At 34.9% G+C, this 22382-nt stretch carries 13 protein-coding genes; 4 read left to right on the forward strand and 9 right to left on the reverse strand.

Annotated elements, in window-relative coordinates:
- Positions 1-16 precede the first annotated feature (16 nt).
- On the reverse strand, positions 17-2929 hold the full coding sequence (locus tag QWY92_RS10490; protein ID WP_290271009.1) for a SusC/RagA family TonB-linked outer membrane protein: 2913 nt from the start codon (positions 2927-2929) through the stop codon (positions 17-19).
- 270 nt (positions 2930-3199) lie between these two features.
- Here QWY92_RS10490 and QWY92_RS10495 point away from each other — a divergent pair, with 270 nt between their 5' ends.
- The 4 genes from QWY92_RS10495 to QWY92_RS10510 all read left to right on the forward strand — a co-directional run bounded on the left by QWY92_RS10495 (position 3200) and on the right by QWY92_RS10510 (position 9453).
- Positions 3200-4576 carry a 3-keto-disaccharide hydrolase gene (locus tag QWY92_RS10495; RefSeq protein ID WP_290271011.1) on the forward strand — a complete coding sequence of 459 codons (1377 nt, stop codon included), beginning with the start codon at positions 3200-3202 and terminating at the stop codon, positions 4574-4576.
- 19 nt (positions 4577-4595) lie between these two features.
- Positions 4596-5945 (forward strand): Gfo/Idh/MocA family protein, encoded by a 1350-nt coding sequence (locus tag QWY92_RS10500; protein WP_290271012.1) that lies wholly within the window; start codon positions 4596-4598, stop codon positions 5943-5945.
- A 135-nt stretch (positions 5946-6080) separates the two neighbouring features.
- Complete coding sequence (locus QWY92_RS10505) at positions 6081-7919, forward strand: alpha-L-rhamnosidase-related protein (RefSeq protein ID WP_290271014.1); 1839 nt, start codon at positions 6081-6083, stop codon at positions 7917-7919.
- Positions 7920-7932: 13 nt separating this feature from the next.
- Positions 7933-9453 carry a sialate O-acetylesterase gene (locus QWY92_RS10510; protein ID WP_290271017.1) on the forward strand — a complete coding sequence of 507 codons (1521 nt, stop codon included), beginning with the start codon at positions 7933-7935 and terminating at the stop codon, positions 9451-9453.
- Positions 9454-9455: 2 nt separating this feature from the next.
- Here the strand turns inward: QWY92_RS10510 and QWY92_RS10515 are convergent, their stop codons facing one another.
- The 8 genes from QWY92_RS10515 to QWY92_RS10550 form a co-directional block, all read right to left on the reverse strand.
- Positions 9456-10961, reverse strand: coding sequence for an aminotransferase class V-fold PLP-dependent enzyme (locus QWY92_RS10515; protein WP_290271020.1), 1506 nt, complete (start codon positions 10959-10961; stop codon positions 9456-9458).
- 73 nt (positions 10962-11034) lie between these two features.
- Positions 11035-12036 carry a TlpA family protein disulfide reductase gene (locus tag QWY92_RS10520; protein WP_290271021.1) on the reverse strand — a complete coding sequence of 334 codons (1002 nt, stop codon included), beginning with the start codon at positions 12034-12036 and terminating at the stop codon, positions 11035-11037.
- A gap of 4 nt (positions 12037-12040) precedes the next feature.
- Complete coding sequence (locus QWY92_RS10525; RefSeq protein WP_290271023.1) at positions 12041-14017, reverse strand: protein-disulfide reductase DsbD family protein; 1977 nt, start codon at positions 14015-14017, stop codon at positions 12041-12043.
- Positions 14018-14468: 451 nt separating this feature from the next.
- On the reverse strand, positions 14469-16745 hold the full coding sequence (locus QWY92_RS10530; RefSeq protein WP_290271026.1) for a DUF7133 domain-containing protein: 2277 nt from the start codon (positions 16743-16745) through the stop codon (positions 14469-14471).
- Positions 16746-16942: 197 nt separating this feature from the next.
- A complete protein-coding gene (locus QWY92_RS10535; RefSeq protein WP_290271028.1) occupies positions 16943-18457 on the reverse strand; it encodes an aminotransferase class V-fold PLP-dependent enzyme in 1515 nt (504 codons plus the stop codon).
- Positions 18458-18558: 101 nt separating this feature from the next.
- Positions 18559-20520, reverse strand: a complete 1962-nt coding sequence (locus tag QWY92_RS10540; RefSeq protein ID WP_290271031.1) for a protein-disulfide reductase DsbD family protein — start codon at positions 20518-20520, stop codon at positions 18559-18561.
- A gap of 14 nt (positions 20521-20534) precedes the next feature.
- Positions 20535-20981 carry a protein-disulfide reductase DsbD domain-containing protein gene (locus QWY92_RS10545; RefSeq protein ID WP_290271033.1) on the reverse strand — a complete coding sequence of 149 codons (447 nt, stop codon included), beginning with the start codon at positions 20979-20981 and terminating at the stop codon, positions 20535-20537.
- A gap of 246 nt (positions 20982-21227) precedes the next feature.
- Positions 21228-22124: a S1 family peptidase gene (locus QWY92_RS10550; protein ID WP_290271034.1), complete on the reverse strand. Its 897-nt coding sequence runs from the start codon at positions 22122-22124 to the stop codon at positions 21228-21230.
- Positions 22125-22382 lie beyond the last annotated feature (258 nt).

Here is a 22382-nt window from a genome sequence, read left to right on the forward strand (position 1 = left end):
ACTTTGTTATTTTAAATTAAAAAGAAAGGTCTAAACCAACAATAATGGTTCTAGGACGAGGATATGCGCCAAAATCAACACCATAAACATTACCACCTCCTGTATTTACCTCTGGATCATATCCTGAGTAGTCTGTGATAACAAAAAGGTTTTGACCTGTAACATAAACTCTTAAATTATCAAGAAAACCATTATTTTTAACATTCCATCCCAATGTGGCATTGTTCAACCTAAAGAATGAACCATCCTCAATATATCTAGATGAAGACACTGGAGCATTAATTGGACTTTCGTTTAGGTCAAGGTACTCTCTAAAAATATTATTTCCATTTTGTCCCAAAGACGCTGCACTAGAATAAGCTCTTGCCGTATTATTAAAAATATCTACACCACCAACTCCATTAAAGTTCAATCCTAAATCGAAGTTTTTGTACGATGCATTAATATTAAATCCATATAATGTACTAGGTAACGCATCTCCTACTATTTCAGAATCTGCTGATAATATTTCTACACCATTGCTATCGAAACCTTCAAATCGAGGTAAATAAAACGATCCTGCAGATTCTCCATTGGTAAAAATACTACTTGTTTCCCCCGATGTTCCAGGGCCAAAAATTTCTCCAACAAATATATCTGTCGCAAGTCCTGTAATATTATTATCTACAAATGATATGTTTCCTGAAAAGTCCAAAGAAAAATCATCTGTTCTAATAGCGTTTACATTTAATGCTACCTCAAAACCCTTGTTGATGATTTCTGCTTCTGAGTTTACATAAACACTACTTGTTAACGAAGGTACAGGCGCAGAAACTTGTAAGAATAAATCTGTTGTACTTTTATTAAAATAATCAAAAGTACCACTAACTTTTCCATTCAATATAGCCCAATCAATTCCAACATTGTATTGCTCTGTAACTTCCCATTTTAAATCTGGGTTAGGTGTTCTTGTTGATGTTACACCATTAACAACCGTTGTTCCATTAAACGTATAACTATTGTTAACGCTAGTCTCAAATGAAGCTTGTGTAACCCTTACTGGAACAGCTTGATTACCTGTTTGCCCCCAACCTAATCTTAATTTTAAATTAGAAAACATATCAGAGTCTGCAAGAAACGCTTCTTCATTTATTTTCCATCCTAATCCCACTGCAGGGAAATAACCATATTTATTATTTTCACCAAATACAGAAGATCCATCTGCTCTAAACGATGCCGTTACCAAATATCTATCTAGAAAATTAGCATTGATTCTTCCAAAGAACGATTGTAATTTTCTTTCAGAATCACCAGATTCTATGCTAGAAGTACCATCTACAATTCCTAAGTTATAAATAGGATCTATTTCATAGGTAGAAAAATCTTCTCCATCAAACCTTAAACTTTCATTATTAAAAGTTTGATATGAATGTCCTGCAAGCGCATCGAAGTTCCATTTATCATACTCTTTTGAGTATGTTAGAAAATTCTCGATTAATACGTTTGTATCTTCATTTGTAGTTTTAACAATCTGATCGGTATCATAAGCTCCGCCTTCATCAGCATTATTATACAATCTTATGATACGATCTGTATCGGAATTTTCGTAAGCCAAATTAAGCTTATAATCTAAACCTTCAACAATAGTGTAGGTAGTTGTTAAGTTTGCTAAAACTTTTTTGCTTTCAGCCTTATCACGGTACAAATCAAAAAGCTGTACAGGATTATCTGTTGCTCCCGCCAATGTAACCACTTCTCCATTTGCATCATAAACAGCCCCTGTTGGATTAGCTCTAAGCGCACCAGTGATTAAATTACCTAAAGCTTGACTTTCGTCTGCAAGATTAGCCACAGTCATGTTTGCTTGAAATTTTAATCGATCCTCTAATACCGAAGTATTTACACTGAATCTTCCTGTAACTTTTTCATGTCCTGTAGTTTTCACCACACCCTCTTGATCTAAATAACCTAATGACACATTATAGGTTGTAGTACCAGCGCCACCAGAAATTCCTAAATTATAATTATTAACTAACGCTGTTTGATAAATTTCATCCTGCCAATTAGTACTCGCATTTGCTGAATCAATATAATCATCAGGGTCTCTACCTAATATTGGAGCCAAACGTGCTGTTTGTTCACGGAATTCGCTAGCGGTTAACAAATCAACATCTCGTGCTACTGAAGAAATACCTGTTGAGGCACTAAAAGTTACTTTTGTTTTACCTTCTTTCCCTTTCTTTGTTTGAATAAGTACAACGCCATTAGCACCTCTTGTTCCGTAAATTGCGGTAGCAGAAGCATCTTTTAAAACAGTTATACTTTCTATATCTTGAGGGTTTAAAAAGTTCAAAGGACTTTTAGCTCTTGAAACTCCCCCAACACCATTCAAACCATTCGAACCAGACGATCCTCCATCCAAAGGCACACCATCTACAACATAAAGTGGATTACTAGAACTACCAATAGAATTCACACCACGAATATTAATGTCTACCGCACTTCCTGGCTCACCAGAACCAGTGGTTACATTTACACCGGCCATTTTACCTTGTAGTAATTGTCCTGGAGAATTGGATACACCAGAATTAAAATCTTTAGCTCCAATAACTTTAACAGAACCTGTCAAATCTTTAGATTTAACACCTCCATAACCAACTAAAACCACTTCTTCAAGTTCAGCGGCATCTTCCTCTAGTTGCACATTCAATGTTGCTTGCCCATTATATGTAAGTTCTTTGGTTACAAACCCCATAAATGAAAACACAACTACATCTCCTTTTTTCGCACTAATTTGATATTCACCATCAAAATCTGTTGCCGCACCTGTAGACGTTCCTTTTAAAATAATGTTTACACCAGGAATTGGCACGTTTTGATTATCTGTTACGGTACCCGAAACTTTAGACTGTGCCCAAGCAGTACTCGCATAACCTATTAAAAAGGTCATTAATAAGAGCTTTAATTTTTCCATATTAATTATAGTATTAGTTTATATGGCTAATTTATAGTTAAACATTTGTTAATGAATGGATATTTTAATCCAAATTATGGATGCAATCACCAATACAAAATAAATCCATTCAGTCGAAAACACAGTATTTACGGGAGATCCGACTAAATACCAATGACTAATAAGTCCATTGTTTTGAAAAACCTGTCCATTTTAAATTCCATAAAAAAAAGTATCTTAGTGAACTAATAACTAAGCTACATTAATATGAAAAAACGCACTTTATACAGAAAGGCATTACTACTTGCTTTTGTTTCTGTATTATTTAACTGTAAGGAAACCCCTAAAGACAACACCCCTTGGCAATCTTTATTTGATGGTGAAACCCTTAACGGATGGCATCAATTAGGAGGTACAGCAACATACGCTGTTCGCGACAATGCTATTGTTGGTACAACCGTACATAATACACCAAATTCTTTTTTAACTTCGGATAAAATGTATGGTGATTTTATTTTAGAATTAGATTATAAAGTAGATTCTACTATGAATTCTGGAATTCAAATTAGAAGTAATAGCATACCTACTTATAGAGACGGACGCGTACATGGTTATCAAGTTGAAATTGACCCATCAAAACGTGCTTGGAGTGCTGGAATTTACGATGAATCTCGTCGTGGATGGTTAAACACCATGGAAAACAACCCAGAAGCACAAAAGGCTTTCAAACAAAACGATTGGAACCACTACCGAATTGAAGCTATTGGTGATACTCTAAAAACTTGGATTAACAATGTACCTGCAGCCTATTTAATAGATGATAAAACAGCAAGCGGTTTTATTTGTTTACAAGTACACGGCATCCATGCTGATAAAAAAGAAGGCACAGAAATTATTTGGAAAAACATTAAAATACTTACCGATAATCTTTCGGAATACACTAAAGCATCTCCACTTCAACCTACAATTACAAAAAACAAATTAACTATAGATGAAAAGAAAAAAGGATGGAAATTGCTTTGGGATGGCGAAACCACTAACGGATGGCGTGGTGCTAAACTTGAAGAATTCCCGGAAAATGGATGGCAAATAGAAGATGGCGTTTTAAGCGTTTTATCTTCAGGAGGTGCAGAATCTAATGCTGGTGGCGATATTGTAACCAAAGAACAGTTTGGTGATTTCGAATTAAAAGTAGATTTCAAACTCACACCTGGCGCTAATAGTGGTATAAAATATTATGTAGATACTAATATGAATAAAGGTGCTGGGTCTTCAATTGGATTAGAATATCAAATTTTAGATGATGACTTACATCCTGATGCCAAATTAGGAAATCATGACGGTAGTAGAACCGTGAGTTCTCTCTACGATTTAATTCAAGCCGATGTTAACAAACCTATTAAGCCTATTGGCGAATGGAACACAGCACATATTATATCTAAAAACAACCATGTAGAACACTGGTTAAATGGCACAAAAGTTTTAGAATACGAAAGAAAAAGTGATGATTACAAAAAATTAGTATCGGAAAGTAAATATGCTAAATGGCCAAACTTTGGCGAATTAGATAAAGGTGAAATCCTACTTCAAGATCACGGTGATTTTGTATCATTTAAAAACGTAAAAATTCGTCCAATCAACTAAACCACAGACTAAATATATTATGAGTTCAAATAGAAGAGATTTTTTAAAAAAAACAGCCTTAGGCGCGGTTGGCGCCACTATAGCCTCCAGTAGCTTAAATGCGATGTCGGCCAAAAGTTATTCTAAAATTATAGGTTCCAACGATCGTATTAACGTAGCCCTACAAGGTTTAGGTCGTCGTTACAACGCCTACATGTCGGCTATTGCTGATAAAAATAATAATATTGAATTAAGCTATTTATGCGACGTCATGAAAAGCCAACGTGATAAAGCAGGTATTGCAGTCGCAAAAAAACTTGGAAAAATACCTAAGTTAGAAAACGACATTCGTAAAATATTAAACGATAAAGATGTGGATGCTATTTTTATGGCCACTCCAGATCACTGGCACGCTCCAGGCGCTTGTATGGCTATGCAAGCAGGCAAACATGTGTATTTAGAAAAACCATGTTCGCACAACCCACAAGAAGGCGAATTAGTTGTGGCTTATCAAAAAAAATATAACAAAGTGGTACAAATGGGGAACCAACAGCGTTCGTCTTCGCAATCTCAAGAAATTATAAAAGCCATCCACGACGGAGTTATTGGAGATGTTTATAACGCCATTGCGTTTTATACAAGTAAGCGCGGACCAGTACCTCATCAGAAAAAAACAGCACCACCAGAAGGTTTAGATTGGGATTTATTTCAAGGCCCTGCACCAAGACGAGAATATACTGATGATACTTGGAACTACAACTGGCACTGGTACGGTTGGGATTACGGTACTGCCGAAATGGGAAATAATGCCACACACGAGTTAGATATTGCACGTTGGGCATTAGATGTTAAATATCCAGAACATGTAGATGTTAAGTCTGGGAAATTCCATTATAAAGATGATGGTTGGGAAATGTACGATACTATGGAAGCTACTTTCCGTTTTGCAGGAAACCGCAGCATTCAATGGGATGGACGCAGCAGAAATGGTTACGATAAATACGGGTCTGGTCGTGGAACAATAATTTATGGTTCTAACGGTTCTGCTTTTATTAATCGTGATGGTTACAAACTTTACGATATTAAAGGAAAAGAACAAAAAACCAATGTTATTACCGGTATTGAAGACGGAAATGCACTTGGTGGCGGTGGCGGATTGTCACATGCACATACTGTAAATTTCTTTGACGCTATTCGCGGAAAAGCAGCATTAACATCGCCTATTGATGAAGGTGCTATTAGCCAAATGTTAACGCATTATGCCAACATTGCCTCTAGAATTGATGATTCTTTTGAAGTTGATGAAACTTCGGGTAGAATTTATAACCGAGAAGCTATGAAACTTTGGTCTAGAACTTACGAACCAGGTTGGGAAATTAAACCAGTTTAGTTTTTAATAATTTTAATCAGCATCTTTATTTCGAATACATTATTCGGTTTAAAGATGCTTTTTTTTAGTAGCACAATATTCTATTATTTCAAAAAAACAAAGCAAACACAACGCTTAACAAAACGATTAATTTTTATGAATAAATATCTTTCACTTCTAATTTTTATTGCAGCATTTCAAGGTGTTAATGCACAATATCAAACTGAAAATCTAGATTTAGAAAACAACTATATTCAACCTGAAAGCATCGTCAAAGTAGGCGAAAATCATTATTTTATCGACTTCGGAAAAGCTTATTTTGGTAACGTTGAAATTTCTTCAACCCAAAGCCAAAATGATTCCTTAGTTTTTCATTTAGGTGAAAAGTTAGATGGAGAATTTCATATTGATAGAAACCCTGGAGCCACGATCCGCTACCGAAAATCGAAATTGAATCAATTATTAGCTAACGAGCCCGTTTCTCCTAAAATGTCTCCTTACAAAAGAAACACCACCGGAGCTGCCATTATTTTAGCCGATAGTATTGGTGCTATTATTCCGTTTAGATATTGCGAAATTGAAAACTTAAAAATCCCTATTGAATCTATTCAAATTAAACAAAAAGCATTACACTATAAATTTAATGATGATGCTAGTGCCTTTTCTTCTTCAAATGCCATCATGGATTCTATTTGGGAGCTTTGTAAACACACCATAAAAGCCACTAGTTTTACAGGTTATTATGTTGATGGCGACCGCGAACGTATTCCTTACGAAGCCGATGCATACATTAACCAATTAAGCCATTACAGTGTCGATAATGAGTACACTATGGCGCGACGTACCAACGATTACTTCATCAACCACCCAACGTGGCCTACCGAATGGTTACTGCACACCGTACTGATGTTTCATGCCGATTACATGTACACCGGAGATATTGAACCTTTAAAAAAACATTACGATAACCTAAAACTTAAAACCTTAATGGACTTAGAGCGTGCCGATGGTTTAATAAGTTCTAAATCGCCAAACTTAACCAAAGATTTAATTTTAAAATTAGGGTTTAAAAAAGCAAACACTCAAATTAAAGATATTATAGACTGGCCACCAGCACAAAAAGATACCGGCTGGAAAGTTGCCCTTGTAGAAGGTGAGCGAGATGGTTACGAAATTGTACCCGTAAACACTGCCGTTAATGCCTTTTATTACTACAATTTAAAATTAATGACCGAGATTGCTACGGTACTAAACAAAACAGAAGACGCCGCATTTTATAAGAAAAAAGCGGAACTTGTAAAAACAACGATAAACACTAAATTATTCGATGCTGAAAAAGGATATTATATTGATGGAGAAGGATCTTCACACTCCGCTCTACACGCCAATATGCTGCCTTTAGCTTTTGATTTAGTTCCTGAAGAACATGTGGCATCGGTTGCTGCATTTGTAAAATCGCGTGGAATGGCATGTAGCGTTTATGGCGCTCAATATTTACTAGAAGGCCTTTATAAAAGTAATGAAGCTGAATATGCTAACAGCTTAATTTCAGACACTGTAGGTGATAGAAACTGGTGGAATATGATAAAAGTTGGATCTACAATGACCATGGAAGCTTGGGATGTAAGGCACAAACCAAATGCCGATTGGAATCATGCTTGGGGTACTGCGCCTTTAAACGCCATTACACGATACATGTGGGGTATCAAGCCTAAAACGGCTGGCTTTAAAGTTGCCGAAATTAATCCGAAATTAGGAAAACTAACACATACATCAATTAAAGTACCAACCAAACATGGTTTTATTTTAGCCGATTTCAAAAAGGAAACGGATAAAACAGATCGTTATACTATCACTATTCCTGAAGATATGTCGGCAGAATTTATACTTCCTAAAACTCTAAAAAAGGCTTATTTAAATGGCAAGAAAGTAAAAAGGAAAGCCTTACATTTAGCACTTGAAACTGGCACGCATCACATCAAAATCGCATACTAATTAGCTTTTTAAAATGAAAAAACACCTATTAATTCCTGTATTATTTATTGCTCTTTTACAAAATACTATTGCCATTGCTCAAGAACTTAAACCGGCCAATTTATTTTCTACTGGTATGGTTTTACAGCAAAATGCACCAGTACCAGTTTGGGGAACCGCAAAGCCAAATAGTAAGGTTACAGTAACCTTTGACACGCAAAAGGAAACCACAAAAGCCGATAAAAATGGGAAATGGATGTTGAAATTAGCGCCATTAAAAGCCTCTAAAATTGGTAAAGACATGGTTATTTCAGCTGATACCGAAATTGTATTATCTAACGTTTTAGTTGGTGAAGTTTGGATATGCTCAGGCCAATCGAATATGCAATTCAAAGTTAATTCCGTACCAGAAATAAAATCTTTAGAGCCATTCGCTAGAAATATTAGAACATTTCAAGTTAAAAACATCGTATCACTTGAAGAAGCAGATGATGTAACAGGACGTTGGGAAGTTACTACACCAAGTAGTGCGGTCGCTTTTGGTTTTGCCTATTTCTTAGAAAGTATTGGAGATGTGCCAGTAGGCATTATTTTATCATCTTGGGGAAGTTCTTCTATTGAAGCTTGGATGCCAAGAGACATGACGAACGATTTACCATATTTCAAAACTATTATGGATGATTTTGATAAAGATGTCACTACTCAAAACCGACTTAAAAAAGCTATAAACTCGCCAAAAGGTTGGAACATCAAAGAGGATATTTTTATGAGACGCCAACCCAATGTGGTATACAATGCCATGATGAAACCGCTAGCGCCTTATGCTTGCCAAGGATTGGTTTGGTATCAAGGTGAACGCAACACACGCTATCTATCTGGAGTCCCTGAAGTAACCGAAGCGAATTGGTTTCATAAGGTTTCTGGAATGAAGGAATATGGAGACATTTTAAAACTTTGGATTGAAAATTACAGAAAACAATGGCTGAATGAAAACATGCATTTCGCTATCGTGATGCTTCCTGGTTACGGAAAAGGCACTCATACAACACCTACAATAGATTCTAAAAGCCCTACAGCCGAATCTTGGGCTTGGATGCGCGAATCGCAGCTACAGGCTTTAGACCTAAAAAATACGAGTGTAATAAATACTATAGATTTAGGTAGCGAAACTAATATTCACCCAACCGATAAATTCCCTATCGGACAACGATTAGCGCTTTTAGCTGCTAAAAACACATTAGGTATAGACGTACTTGCTGCTGGCCCCATGCTAGATAAAGTAGAAGCTAAAAACAATACGTTAACCGTTCATTTAAAAAACAGCACGGGTTTAAAAACGAATAACAAAAAATCGCCAACCGGGTTCTGGATTGCAGATGCATCTTTAAATTGGAAAATAGCCAATGCTAAAATTGAAGGTGAAACCGTTATTCTTCAGAATAAAGACATTGCGCATCCTGAATTTATACGTTATGCTTTCGCCGGAAAACCAGATGTTAATTTGGTGAATTCGGCTAACTTACCTGCCTATCCATTTAGAACGGATGCTGATTAAATTTAAAACCAATTCTGAGAAATTACTTTTTCAGCATTGGGTTGACTTTTATGAATGAACTCATTTTTTATAGCATTATACTCATAATCCTTTCCCCAGGTTTCAAAATTTGCAGCCACTTGTTGAATGGCATCACAAATAAAAAGCACTTCAGCATTGGTTAACGTGGGATGGATAGACATTCTAATCCAACCTGGACGCTCAATGAAACAACCTTCTAAGATTTTAACTTCTATAGATTTTGAGGTATTTTCATCTACATTAAGCAAGTAATGCCCGTAAGTCCCAGCGCAAGAACAGCCGCCACGAGTTTGCACACCAAAACGATCGTTTAAAAGTTTTACTATTAAATTATAATGCGCCTTTTCAATATAAAATGAAAAGATCCCTAACCGATCTGTATGTTCGGGTGCTAAAATGTTTAAGTTTTTTACAGCGCTTAACTTTTCAAAAATGATGGCATTAAGTTCGTGTTCACGATCTAGAATATTATGAACCCCCATTTTTTCTTTCAACTGAATAGAAAAAGCAATTTTTATGGTTTGCAAAAAACCTGGAGTCCCGCCATCTTCTCGAGTTTCAATATCATCAATATAATCATGATCGCCCCAAGGGTTAGTATAACTCACTGTTCCTCCCCCCGGATTATCAGGCACTAAATTTTTGTATAATTTCTTATTAAAAACCAATACACCAGATGTTCCTGGACCACCCAAAAATTTATGTGGCGAAAAGGTTATCGCATCTAAGTACTGCTCTTCATCAGCAGGATGCATATCAATATCAACATAAGGTGCCGAGCAAGCAAAATCTACAAAACACAAGCCATTATTTTGATGCATTATTTTTGCGATATCATAATACGGCGTTTGTATACCTGTAACGTTAGAACAGCCTGTAATAGCAGCAATTTTTATGGGCACTTCACTGTATTCCTCAAGTAAACTGTTCAAACTATTTAAACAGGGTAATCCATTAGCATCAGAGGCTATTACTTTCACGCGTGCTATGGTTTCCAACCAAGACGTTTGATTGGAATGATGCTCCATGTGAGACACAAAAATAATGGGTCTTTTTTCCTCAGGAACTTCAGTATGATCCTTTAAATTTTCATTTAATTTAAGTCCTAAAATACGTTGAAACTTATTTATAGCGCCCGTCATTCCTGTACCAACTGTAATTAAAACATCGTCTTTTGATGCATTTACATGGCGCTTTATTATGGTTCGAGCGTCATGATAAGCATGCGTCATTACACTACCTGTAATCGATGTTTCAGTATGCGTATTTGCCACAAAAGGCCCTACACTATTCAGTAATTTTTCTTCAATAGGCCTGTATAATCGTCCACTCGCTGTCCAATCAGCATAAATAATCTTTTGCTTTCCGTAAGGCGATTCAAAAAATAGATCTACACCAACGACATGTTTTCGAAAGGGTTCAAAATACTGTTCTAAACTCGTTTGTTTTTTTAATTTAGAAAGAATACTGTTTTTAAAAACACTCATTATAGAAAAATTTTAAGACGTTTTACACTAAAGTTGCTTTATAAGTATCAGATTAATTTAATACCAGAACTTATTAAATATCTAAAGTTTCTAGTAAGGTTTTTAAACCTGGGCTTGATGGTCTTGGAGCATCTGCTTTAACAACAACACCTTGTGGGTCTATTAAAATGAACCTAGGAATTCCTGTTACTTTATAAGCAGAAGTGAATGTTTTATCCTCATTTGCATATAATTGCATACCTCCAAGTTCTTTTTCAGCAATCATCGTTTTCCATTTTTCGTATGCGCTTTTCTTGTCGATTGAAATACTAACAAATTCGATGTTTTTACCATGGTATTCTTTTTCAATGGCTTTTAATGAAGGAATTTCAGCAATACATGGTCCACACCAAGTTGCCCAAAGATCAATATAAACATACTTTCCTTTTAAATCACTTAAAGAAGTTGTACCACCTTTAATATTCTCATAATCGGTAAACTGAACAGATTCTTGTCCGTTTAAAGCCGACAATTCCTGCCTTTTTTTATACATGTTACGAAGTTGAACTTCTACCATACCAGCCTCTTTTTCTTGGTTTGCTATAAAAAGAGAATCTAATTCCCCTGCATTATCCAATAAGCTTTTAACAGCCGCTCCGTTCGTTTTAATCTTCTCGCTAAAAGTCGTTTCATCTAACTCAAAAAGGGCGTCTAAATCATAGATTTTCTCCATTAATAAACTTTTTTCGTTTAAATAATTATTAGGATTTGCTCCATTTCCAGAAAACGCAAGTGTTTCATCAAATTCTTTCGTATCTATATATAAGCTTAAATCGTAACCATTTTTCAAATACACACGTGCTTGCTCGGTACCATCGTTAATAACGAACACACCTTCTTTAACTTTTAACGTATCAGAAAACGTTCCGTCTGTATTTACTTTTATCGTCTTAGAAAAGCCACGCTGAAGCACAACTAATGAATCGGAATTTTGATTAGCAATTTTCCCCGAAAGGGTAACATAATCTTTTGGCGCTTCTGGCTTACAAGCCGTTAATAACACTGCTGCAGCTAATACATATACTAAATTCTTCATACTTTTATTTTTTAAATTTTGAAATTCCTTTTTCTAACCAACTGTGATAATCTTCTACATCGGGCGTGTATGCCACTGGATCTATCAAATTTTCTTCATCATGCCCCATTAACACATAAAAGGGTTGTGAATTGGCTTTATATTTTATGGTTTGTAATTCGCTCCATTTCTGACCGATATACTTCAATTTTTTTCCTGGTTTTAATTTTGATTCAACAACCTCATCGGCTTCTAATGGGCGTTTATCATCCACATATAAGGAAATTAAAACAACATCATTTTTCAGAATACTTAAAACTTCAGGTTTTGGCCAAACATTTTGTTCCATTTTGCGGCAATTTACGCAAGCCCAGCCTGTAAAATCAATCATAACAGGCTTCCCTACTTCTTTTGCATAAGCCAAACCTTTATCATAATCATTAAAGGCTAAAATATCGTGTGGTGCTAATAAATGTGCGCCTTCAGGTAAATCGCCATGAGCATTTTCACTATTAGACATAGCAGCAGCTCCTACCTTTGTAAAACCAACACCATAAGGCGATTCACTGTATTGTTGTGGTGGCGGAAATGCGCTAATTAAGTTTAACGGTGCACCCCAAAGCCCCGGAATCATATAAATAGTAAAGGTTAAAACGATTAAACCTAAACTTAAACGCCCTACGGAAATATGCTGTAATGGCGAATCGTGAGGTAGTTGAATTTTCCCGAAAAGGTAAAATGCTAGAGTTCCGAAAATAGCAATCCAAATAGCAATAAATACTTCGCGCTCTAAAAAATGAGCTTGTAAAACTAAATCGGCTTGCGATAAAAATTTAAAAGCTAAAGCAAGTTCTAAAAATCCTAAAACAACTTTTACAGTGTTTAACCAGCCACCCGATTTTGGTAATGAATTTAACCAACCCGGAAAAGCAGCAAACAATGCAAAAGGCAAAGCAATGGCCAAAGAAAAGCCAAACATCCCTATAATTGGTGCTAAACCTCCTTTTGACGCAGCTTCAACTAATAACGTGCCAACGATAGGCCCTGTACAAGAAAAGGATACAATAGCTAAAGCTAATGCCATAAAAAAGATACCAATTAATCCGCCACGATCGGCTTGAGAATCGACTTTATTAGCCCATGAATTTGGTAACATAATTTCGAAAGCACCTAAAAATGATGTTGCAAAAACAACTAATAATATAAAAAATATGATATTAAACCACACGTTAGTTGCTAGAGCGTTTAACGCATCTGCACCGAAAATTCCGGTTACCGCGATACCTAATAACAAATAAATAACGATGATACTAATACCATAAATAATGGCATTTTTAATGCCTGCCGCTTTACTTTTACTTTGTTTGGTAAAGAAACTCACCGTCATCGGAATCATAGGAAACACACATGGCGTTAATAAGGCTGCAAACCCCGATAAGAAAGCGATAAAAAATATTCCCCAAAGTCCTTGTTTAGATTCAGAATCTTTAGAATCTTCAGAAATATCTTGTTTTTCAATAGTTGAGCTTGTGTTGCTTGCTTTTAGATTATCTTCTTTTGAAATTTGAAAAGATAAATCGACTTCTGTTGGTGGTAAACATCTGCTATCATCACAAACCATGAATTCCACAAAGCCTTCAACTTTTGAAATGCCTTCTTCTACCGTAATTTTCTGTTTGAAAGTTGCTGAATTTTCGAAAAACTTAATTTCCATCTGAAAAACAGGATCATCGATAGTATGTCCTTCTTCTTCGGAAGTATTACCTACTATTTTAAATCCTCCTTCACTATCATCATAAGTAAATGTTGTTGGAATTGGACCATCATTGGGTACGGTTTGCGAATATAAATGCCATCCCGAATCTATAGTTGCTTTAGAAACTAACAGATATTCGGTCTCTGATAATTTTTCTACGGAAGTAGCCCATTTTACGGGATCTATGATTTGTGCTTGTCCAATAAAAACAGCAATTAGTGCAAAAAATAAAATTATTCTCTTCATTCTTTTAATATATTATTACCTGATTATAGTCTTAAAATTCATCTATTGCTTTCAAAAACAAAGGAAACTTAATTATTGATTTCACTTTAGCACTTTAACTATTTCCTAGCAAAGTTACCTCTTATTAACGATAAAAGAAAAGTATGCCATCTGCTGCAATAACCTATATCGTGCTTTTTCTTAAAATGAAAATAACAGACTCGGTTTTATAGCAACCTGTAAAGTTTGTAAATGTGTTTTATTCGTGGCTAACACTATTACTACACGTTACACCTCTATAGACAAGTCTCGAGGAAAATACCCTTATTAAAATTGTGTTAAAATTTAAAACCTTCAAAATGAAGCCGCTTTTTAAAAGCATATTCAGTTTTAATAAAGTCCATGATTATTAGTGAAGAGACACAACGAGACTCCTTTTTTCTTCTTCACTATTTTTGAAGTAAACCTATTCTTAATATCCCAATTCTAGCAATTCCTTTTCGCTAAAAACACCACCTGATTTTGGTTTTACATCACGCAGTGCTTTTATTTGTTCAACGTTTATTCCTTTTGACCCTTCGGAAAACGTACTATGCAAATAGCTGATAATATTTTTAATATCAAGATCGGTAAAAGCAGGGTTATTAGCAAGGCCGGGCATGGTTCCGTTCAATTCATACAAGGTTCCATTAACATGTACAGGGCCCGCCAAACCATGTAGTAACACCAACGCCAACCTTTTTGTTGAACCTGTTACGTATTCTGAATTCTCTAATGGCGGCGCTAAATCATCAACACCTTCACCATTAAAACCATGGCAAGTTGCACAGAAATTTCTGAATATTTTGTACCCAAACGTATTAGACATCGCTGGCTTAACTTCTGTGTTTTTCTTTTTATTGCTTTGTTTGTTTAAAATAGTTTTATCTAAAATGGCTTTCAACATATGTTGAGAAACAGCACTTTTTTCTTCATCTAATAATGTTTTATACATTTCCTCTACACCTCTTAAACTACTGATAACACCTTGCTGATATATTACATTTTCAGCATATCGATTTGAAAGTTCAAAAAGAATTGGAAACACATTTTCTGTTGAAACCTGCGCCCAACCTCCTAAAGTATTTAAAATGTATAAATCTAATTCAGCATTATTCCTTTTTACCAAACCATTAATCAACGGTACTACGGAAACCAAATTATTTTCACCGGCATAGTTTTCCAACAATACTAATGTGTGGTTTAAAACTTCTGTTTTACTTTCTGAAGATAAAAGCATTTCCAATGTTTTAAAATCAAGCTGTCCCATACCGTTTAAAGTGTGTAAAGCATGTATTTGAGCAATAGCATTTTGAGTATCTAAAGCTGAATTTTTCAAAAGAGAAATCGCATCATTGTCGTTTTTAAAAACTAATAATTGTTGCGCTCTGTCTCGTAACCAGCCGTTTTTACTACCCAATAAACCCACCAACTCTGAAGTTGATAATGTTTCTACATTAATAATATCTTTAGATGAATTTTCATTTTTCACCACACGCAATATGCGCCCCATACCAACAATAGTATCTAAGGCTTTTTTGGCGTATTGATTTTTTAAATAAGAGGTTAAAAATACTTTATCTTGAAGAATACCACGATGCATATCTACGACATACAAATTGCCGTCTGGTCCATTATTCAAATTTACAGGACGAAACCCTTCATCTGTGGAAGCCAAAAATTCGGTTTCAGCAACGGCCTGTCTGGCGCTTACTTTCGCGCCTTCAAAAGTTAGAATTTTTCGTTTTACCACATTGGCTTCGGGGGCACAAACAAAGGCGTTTTCATAATAATTTGCATCAAAATTTTCACCCGTATAGATTAAAGGACCACATGCCGATGTTACGTTAACCAACAAACTATCTTTATCTAAAACACCGTTTACATAACCGCGATTAACTGAAGTGGGATGCAATGGATACACCCGTTGATCTACTGTTAATCTTTTATTTAACGCAGCTCCTCCTTTAAAATACGGATTCTTATCGGTAACATTTGGCAACACATAGTCCCCCATTAATTGTACCGAATTGGTATTATAATACAACCTGCCAAAATTATCTTTTGTAATACCCCATTGTCCTCTAAACGCTGTTGGTTCTTTTTTCCACTTTCCGTTTTTTCGTTGGTATCTGTATTTAGATTTCGCATTATAAATCCAATTATCTAAATGCATCATTAAACCATTCGGCTGATGCTCTACATTACCGCCGTCGGCATAAGCAGAGTCTACTAAAACACGATTAACAGGCTTATCATTTTCAATATCTACAAACCACAAATTTGGTGGTTCTGCATAAAGTAAACCGCCATAAACATGAGAAATAGCCCGCGGTAATACCAAACTATCTAAAAATATTTTGGAATGATCGGCAACACCATCATGATCTAAATCTTCCATTATAGAAATGACACCATTAGGCATTTCATCACCAATACCTTTTAAATTTCTCATGTACCCTTTCATCTCAACAACCCACATACGACCTTGATTATCAAAATCCATGGCCACTGGTGCCTCAATAAAAGGCTCTGAAACAGCAACTTCTAAATGAAACCCGTCTTCTATTTGATAGCTATCTAACGAAATTTCGGGTTCTTCATATGCTGTTTTTTTACAGCCAATAATAAAAATTAATAGGATGAAATTTAATACTAAAATTTTATTTGAAGCTATTTGAGTTATAAATGAACGCGTTTTAAATGCCATTAATTGTTGGTTTCTAGGGTGTTTTAAAGGGCATTATAATGCCTTTTGTGTAGTTTTTGAAAGCCTAAAATTACAACAATTTTGAGAAGTAGAAAACTACCGAAATCATAAAGGTTTCAGAAATTTTAATTCTTGGCACGAAACGTTTTCAAACTAAAAACTTAAGGATTTAAAAGCATTCATAAAAAATCTATTTACTATCTGGAGATATCAAACCAAGATTTTGCAATTTCAATTTCTTGCGGCATGCTTCCTAAATGCTCATAGCTGTTTTTTGTAACATTATAATGATAGTCCATACTCCATTTCTTATGATTAAGCACTACAGCCTCTATCGCATCGCATATAAACTCCACTTCTTTATTTGTCATGGTAGGATGAATGGACATGCGCACCCACCCCGGACGTTCCATTAAGCAACCTTCCAAAATTTTTAATTCTATTGATTTAGACGTTTGTTGATCTACATTTAATAAATAGTGACCATAAGTACCTGCGCATGAACAACCACCACGGGTTTGCACTCCAAACCTATCATTTAGCAGCTTTACGATTAAGTTATAATGTGCATCTTTAATGAAAAAAGAAAAGATTCCTAAGCGATCGGTATGATCTGGGGCTAAAAGATGTAAGTTTTCAATTTTTGAAAGTCTTTCAAACACAATGATATTTAATTCATGTTCTCGGTCTAGAATATTCTGTACGCCCATTTCTTCTTTAAGCTTAATGGACAACGCAATTTTTATCACCTGTAAAAATCCTGGTGTACCGCCATCTTCACGAGTTTCGATATCATCAATATAATCATGATCTCCCCATGGATTTGTGTAAGACACCGTGCCACCGCCTGGATTATCTGGAACCAAATTTTTATATAATTTTTTATTAAAAACCAAAACACCTGACGATCCCGGACCTCCTAAAAATTTATGCGGAGAAAACGTGATGGCATCTAAATATTCATCGGCATTTTCAGGATGCATATCGATATTAACATAGGGTGCTGAACAGGCAAAATCCACAAAACATAAACCATTGTTTTGATGCATGATTTTTGCCACTTCGTAATAATTAGTTCTAATGCCCGTAACATTGGAACAACCTGTAATAGCAGCTATTTTTATAGGACAATCTTGATGCTCCTTAATGAGTTCTTTCAATTTTATCACACATGGTAAACCGTGATTGTTTGAAGGAATCACTTTTACTCTAGCGATGGTTTCCAACCAAGAGGTTTGATTTGAATGATGTTCCATATGAGACACAAAAATAATGGGTCTTTTATCTTCCGGAACTTCCATGTGGTCTTTTAGGTTTTCATTCACCTTTATACCTAAAATACGCTGAAACTTATTGATAGCTCCCGTCATTCCTGTGCCCACAGTAATAAGCACATCATCTTCTGAAGCGTTTACATGTTTTTTAATAATCGCTCTAGCCTCACGATACGCCAAGGTCATGGTAGAACCTGTTATAGAGGTTTCGGTATGGGTGTTGGCGACATACGGACCAATTTCATTTAGTAGTTTTTCTTCTATTGGCCTGTATAATCTTCCGCTTGCGGTCCAATCTGCATAAATAATTTTCTTCTTTCCATAAGGCGATTCAAACTCTTGATTAATGCCAACCGTTCGCTTCCTAAATTCCTTAAAGTATGTTTCAAGTTTGGATGTACGCTTTTTATTTCTGAAGTTATCAATTATAGTATTCATGTTTTTCAAACTTTAATTGAAGAATCACTCTAGCACAATAAAGTACCAAAGCAATTCTTCTCACTAAAACAATTAAGAATCTCTAAAAAAAGTATACTTAATTAAAAATTTTCGGTTCCTGTTTTTAACCAAGTATAATAGGTTTCAACATCTGGGGTATAAGCTACTGGAGTTATTAAATTTTCTTCATTATGATCCATTAAAACATAAAATGGTTGTGAATTGGTTTTATATTTTATGGTTTGAAGTTCGCTCCATTTTTGTCCGATATATTTTAACTTCTTCCCTGGTTTAAGTTGAGATTCGACAACCTCATCGGCTTCAAGTTTTCTTTTATCATCAACATATAAAGAAATTAATACTACATCATTTTTTAAAATATTTAAGACCTTCGGATCGGGCCAAACATTTTGTTCCATTTTTCTACAATTAACGCAAGCCCAACCTGTAAAATCTAACATCACAGGTTTACCAACTTTTTTAGCATAGGCCATACCTGTATCATAATCGTCAAAAGCCAAAATATCGTGTGGCGCTAATAAGTGTGCACCTTCAGGTAAATCGCCATGAGACGCATTACTTCCGCCTGATCCTAATTTAGAAAAGCCAACACCATAAGGCGACTCGCTATAATCTTGAGGTGGCGGAAATGCACTAATAATGTTTAAAGGTGCACCCCAAAGTCCAGGAATCATATAAATAGTGAATGTTAAAACAATCAATCCTAAACTTAATCTTCCTACTGAAATGTGCGATAATGGTGAATCGTGTGGCAACTGAATTTTTCCGAATAAATAGAATGCTAATGTTCCGAAAATGGCAATCCAAATCGCGATGAATACTTCGCGTTCTATAATATGAAGTTGTAAAACTAAATCTGCTTGACTTAAGAATTTAAATGCTAAAGCCAGTTCTAAAAACCCTAAAACTACTTTTACTGTATTTAACCAACCTCCCGATTTAGGCAATGAATTTAACCACCCAGGGAAAGCTGCAAATAATGCAAATGGTAGCGCTATTGCTAAAGAAAAACCAAACATACCAATTATTGGAGCCAAACCACCTTTGGATGCGGCTTCAACTAATAAGGTTCCTACAATAGGGCCTGTACAAGAAAAAGACACGATAGCTAAGGCTAATGCCATAAAAAAGATACCTACAAGTCCGCCTCTATCTGCTTGCGAATCGACTTTATTGGCCCATGAATTTGGTAACATAATTTCAAAAGCACCTAAAAAAGAAACAGCAAAAACAACTAAAAGAATAAAGAAAATAATATTAAACCATACATTCGTAGCTAATGCATTGAGGGCATCGGCACCAAAAATTCCGGTTACGGCGATACCTAAAAGTAAATAAATAACGATAATACAAATACCATAAATTATGGCATTTTTAATTCCTGCGGCTTTGTTTTTACTTTGTTTGGTAAAGAAACTCACCGTCATTGGAATCATAGGAAACACACAAGGTGTTAGTAAAGCTGCAAAACCAGACAAAAAAGCTATAAAAAATATGGCAAAAAGCCCTTTGTTTTCTTCCTGATTTTTTTCCACATGAATACTACTATCATTAACCTCATCTTCAACGGCTTCCAGTCTATTTCCTGAATTTTTATGTAATTGAAACGTTAAATCAACTTCTGTTGGAGGTAAACACCGCGTATCGTCGCAGACCATAAATTCGACAAATCCAGAAATGGAAGATTTCCCTGCTTCTACTTCAACTTTTTGCTTAAACGTGGCTTTGTTTTCAAAAAACTTAATTTCCATTCCGAAAACGGGATCATCCACAATATGTCCTTCTTCCTCTTCGGTATTTCCTATAATTTTAAATCCCCCCTCACTATCGTCATAAACGAAAGTTGTTGGTATTGGACCATTTTCTGGTACATTCTGCGAATACAAATGCCACCCTCGATCAACGATAGCGGTAGAAATTAAATGGTATTCGGTTTCTGAAATTTTCTCTACTGAAGTTGTCCATTTTACGGGATCTAGGACTTGCGAATACCCCGTTAATGAAAATATTAAAACACTTAATACTAAAATAAATTGCTTCATTATATGATCTCGTTTTATTTGATATTGAATATTAAATCTACTTCGGTCGGAGGCAAACATCTACTATCGTCGCAAACCATAAACTCTACTGTTCCAACTACCTTAAATGGTATATTTTCTTTAATTAAAATACGTTGCTTAAATGAAGTTTTCGTTTCAAAGAACTTAATTTTCATATTAAAAACAGGGTCATTAATGACGTGCCCAACGTCCTCCTTGGTATTCCCTTTTTTTAAATAATAGTCGCTACTTTCAAATAAAAATGTAGTTGAAACCGGCCCGCCTTCTGGTACATTCTGCGAATACAAATGCCAGTTTTCCTCAATCGTTGCTGTTGCTAACAATTCGTATTCTTTATCCGTTATTTTCTTTACTGATGTAGACCAGTTTACTGGTTCTAAAACCTGCCCGTTACTCATTGTAAAAACGAATAACGTTAGTAGTAATATAAGATTTTTCATGTTTTTATTTTTTAAAGGGTTGTTATTTACTAAACAACCCTTTTTTTGAACTCTCTAAATTGTTTTAATATATTTAATGACTAACTCAAATAATTTAAAACTAAACAATAACAGAAAGCTACTTTTTTTATTCAAGAAACTAAATAGGAATTACAATTTTACTATTTGCCAAATACCTCTTTTTATATTTTAGTCCAAAACATCATAAAAATTAACAACACCTCTAATTCTTACAAGTTTTCTCTTTTAATCTTTTATGTATTTATTAAGTTGACTTACGGGTATAACTATTTTTGTAACAAGCTGTAAATCTCCTTTTTTACCACCTCCTGTATAGTATGGATGGGTAGCACTCACTACACCAACGACTTCACCCGAATCATTAACAACAGGCCCGCCACTAGAACCTATACCGAACTCTGCTGTTATTGAAATTTTAGGTTCTGCATTCTTGGAACTTATATATTTTCTAGAAATGATACCTTTAGTCATAAAAAAGGTGTTTTTAAAAGGATGGCCCATTACATATACATCTTCGCCAATAAGTTCCGTTTCGGCCAACGGTAGTGCTTTTAATTTCTCGCCATTTGTTTCAATTTTAATAATCGCTAAATCATTAGATTTACTTGCAGACAAAATTTCTGTAACAACATAAACGGTTCCATCTTGAGTTACTGCAAAAATACCTCCATTATCATCCCCCGACTCAGGATTAATAACATGATAATTGGTTACAATTATACCATCTTCATGAATTACAAAACCTGATGCCGAGCTTAAATGTACATTTGGACACTTATCACATAAATAAGACGTTCCTATAAATACTGTTCTGTCCTGTAGATAGTAATACATTTGATTACCCGTTTTTTTATCTAGCTTAGTATGTGTTATCTCAACCCCCGAATTGGCTTCAAAGTTTTTAACTTTGTCTTTTTGAAGTTTTTTATAAGTTGTGTGCTTATTAGCTAACACTATTTTTTCTACTTCTTTATTTGCGGCATCTATAAACGCTGAACCGTTTTCAACTTCATCTCCCGATATAACAACTCGTGTGCCTTTTTCTTTAGTAGTTGTTTTACTAGGATTACAACAGCAAAGTGATAATGATAATGATAAAAATATGATATAATTAATTTTCATTTTTTTTGTATTAATAAGATTTTTCTAATGTTTTTTTATGGTTAGCATTATTAATATAGAAAAAAATATTTCATGTGTTTTTTCAAATTATGAGATCTTTTTTATTTCAAATTAACATAGAAGAGTCCCTTCTTAAACAAATTAAAAAGAGGCTATTTTATAATTCTCTTTTCTTAACTTTGATTAAGACTAATTCAAAAATTTTATACTAACAAAATAGTTAAGAGGGATTTAACTACAAAAACATGTTTTAATTGA

Origin of the sequence: Algibacter miyuki (assembly GCF_030409805.1) — a bacterium.
Lineage (GTDB): Bacteria > Bacteroidota > Bacteroidia > Flavobacteriales > Flavobacteriaceae > Algibacter > Algibacter miyuki.

Excerpts from the sequence above, each read along its gene's own strand:
- QWY92_RS10490 (WP_290271009.1), bottom strand. The coding sequence starts at position 2,929 with ATGACCTTTTTAATAGGTTATGCGAGTACTGCTTGGGCACAGTCTAAA.
- QWY92_RS10495 (WP_290271011.1), top strand. The coding sequence starts at position 3,200 with ATGAAAAAACGCACTTTATACAGAAAGGCATTACTACTTGCTTTTGTT.
- QWY92_RS10500 (WP_290271012.1), top strand. The coding sequence starts at position 4,596 with ATGAGTTCAAATAGAAGAGATTTTTTAAAAAAAACAGCCTTAGGCGCG.
- QWY92_RS10505 (WP_290271014.1), top strand. The coding sequence starts at position 6,081 with ATGAATAAATATCTTTCACTTCTAATTTTTATTGCAGCATTTCAAGGT.
- QWY92_RS10510 (WP_290271017.1), top strand. The coding sequence starts at position 7,933 with ATGAAAAAACACCTATTAATTCCTGTATTATTTATTGCTCTTTTACAA.
- QWY92_RS10515 (WP_290271020.1), bottom strand. The coding sequence starts at position 10,961 with ATGAGTGTTTTTAAAAACAGTATTCTTTCTAAATTAAAAAAACAAACG.
- QWY92_RS10520 (WP_290271021.1), bottom strand. The coding sequence starts at position 12,036 with ATGAAGAATTTAGTATATGTATTAGCTGCAGCAGTGTTATTAACGGCT.
- QWY92_RS10525 (WP_290271023.1), bottom strand. The coding sequence starts at position 14,017 with ATGAAGAGAATAATTTTATTTTTTGCACTAATTGCTGTTTTTATTGGA.
- QWY92_RS10530 (WP_290271026.1), bottom strand. The coding sequence starts at position 16,745 with ATGGCATTTAAAACGCGTTCATTTATAACTCAAATAGCTTCAAATAAA.
- QWY92_RS10535 (WP_290271028.1), bottom strand. The coding sequence starts at position 18,457 with ATGAATACTATAATTGATAACTTCAGAAATAAAAAGCGTACATCCAAA.
- QWY92_RS10540 (WP_290271031.1), bottom strand. The coding sequence starts at position 20,520 with ATGAAGCAATTTATTTTAGTATTAAGTGTTTTAATATTTTCATTAACG.
- QWY92_RS10545 (WP_290271033.1), bottom strand. The coding sequence starts at position 20,981 with ATGAAAAATCTTATATTACTACTAACGTTATTCGTTTTTACAATGAGT.
- QWY92_RS10550 (WP_290271034.1), bottom strand. The coding sequence starts at position 22,124 with ATGAAAATTAATTATATCATATTTTTATCATTATCATTATCACTTTGC.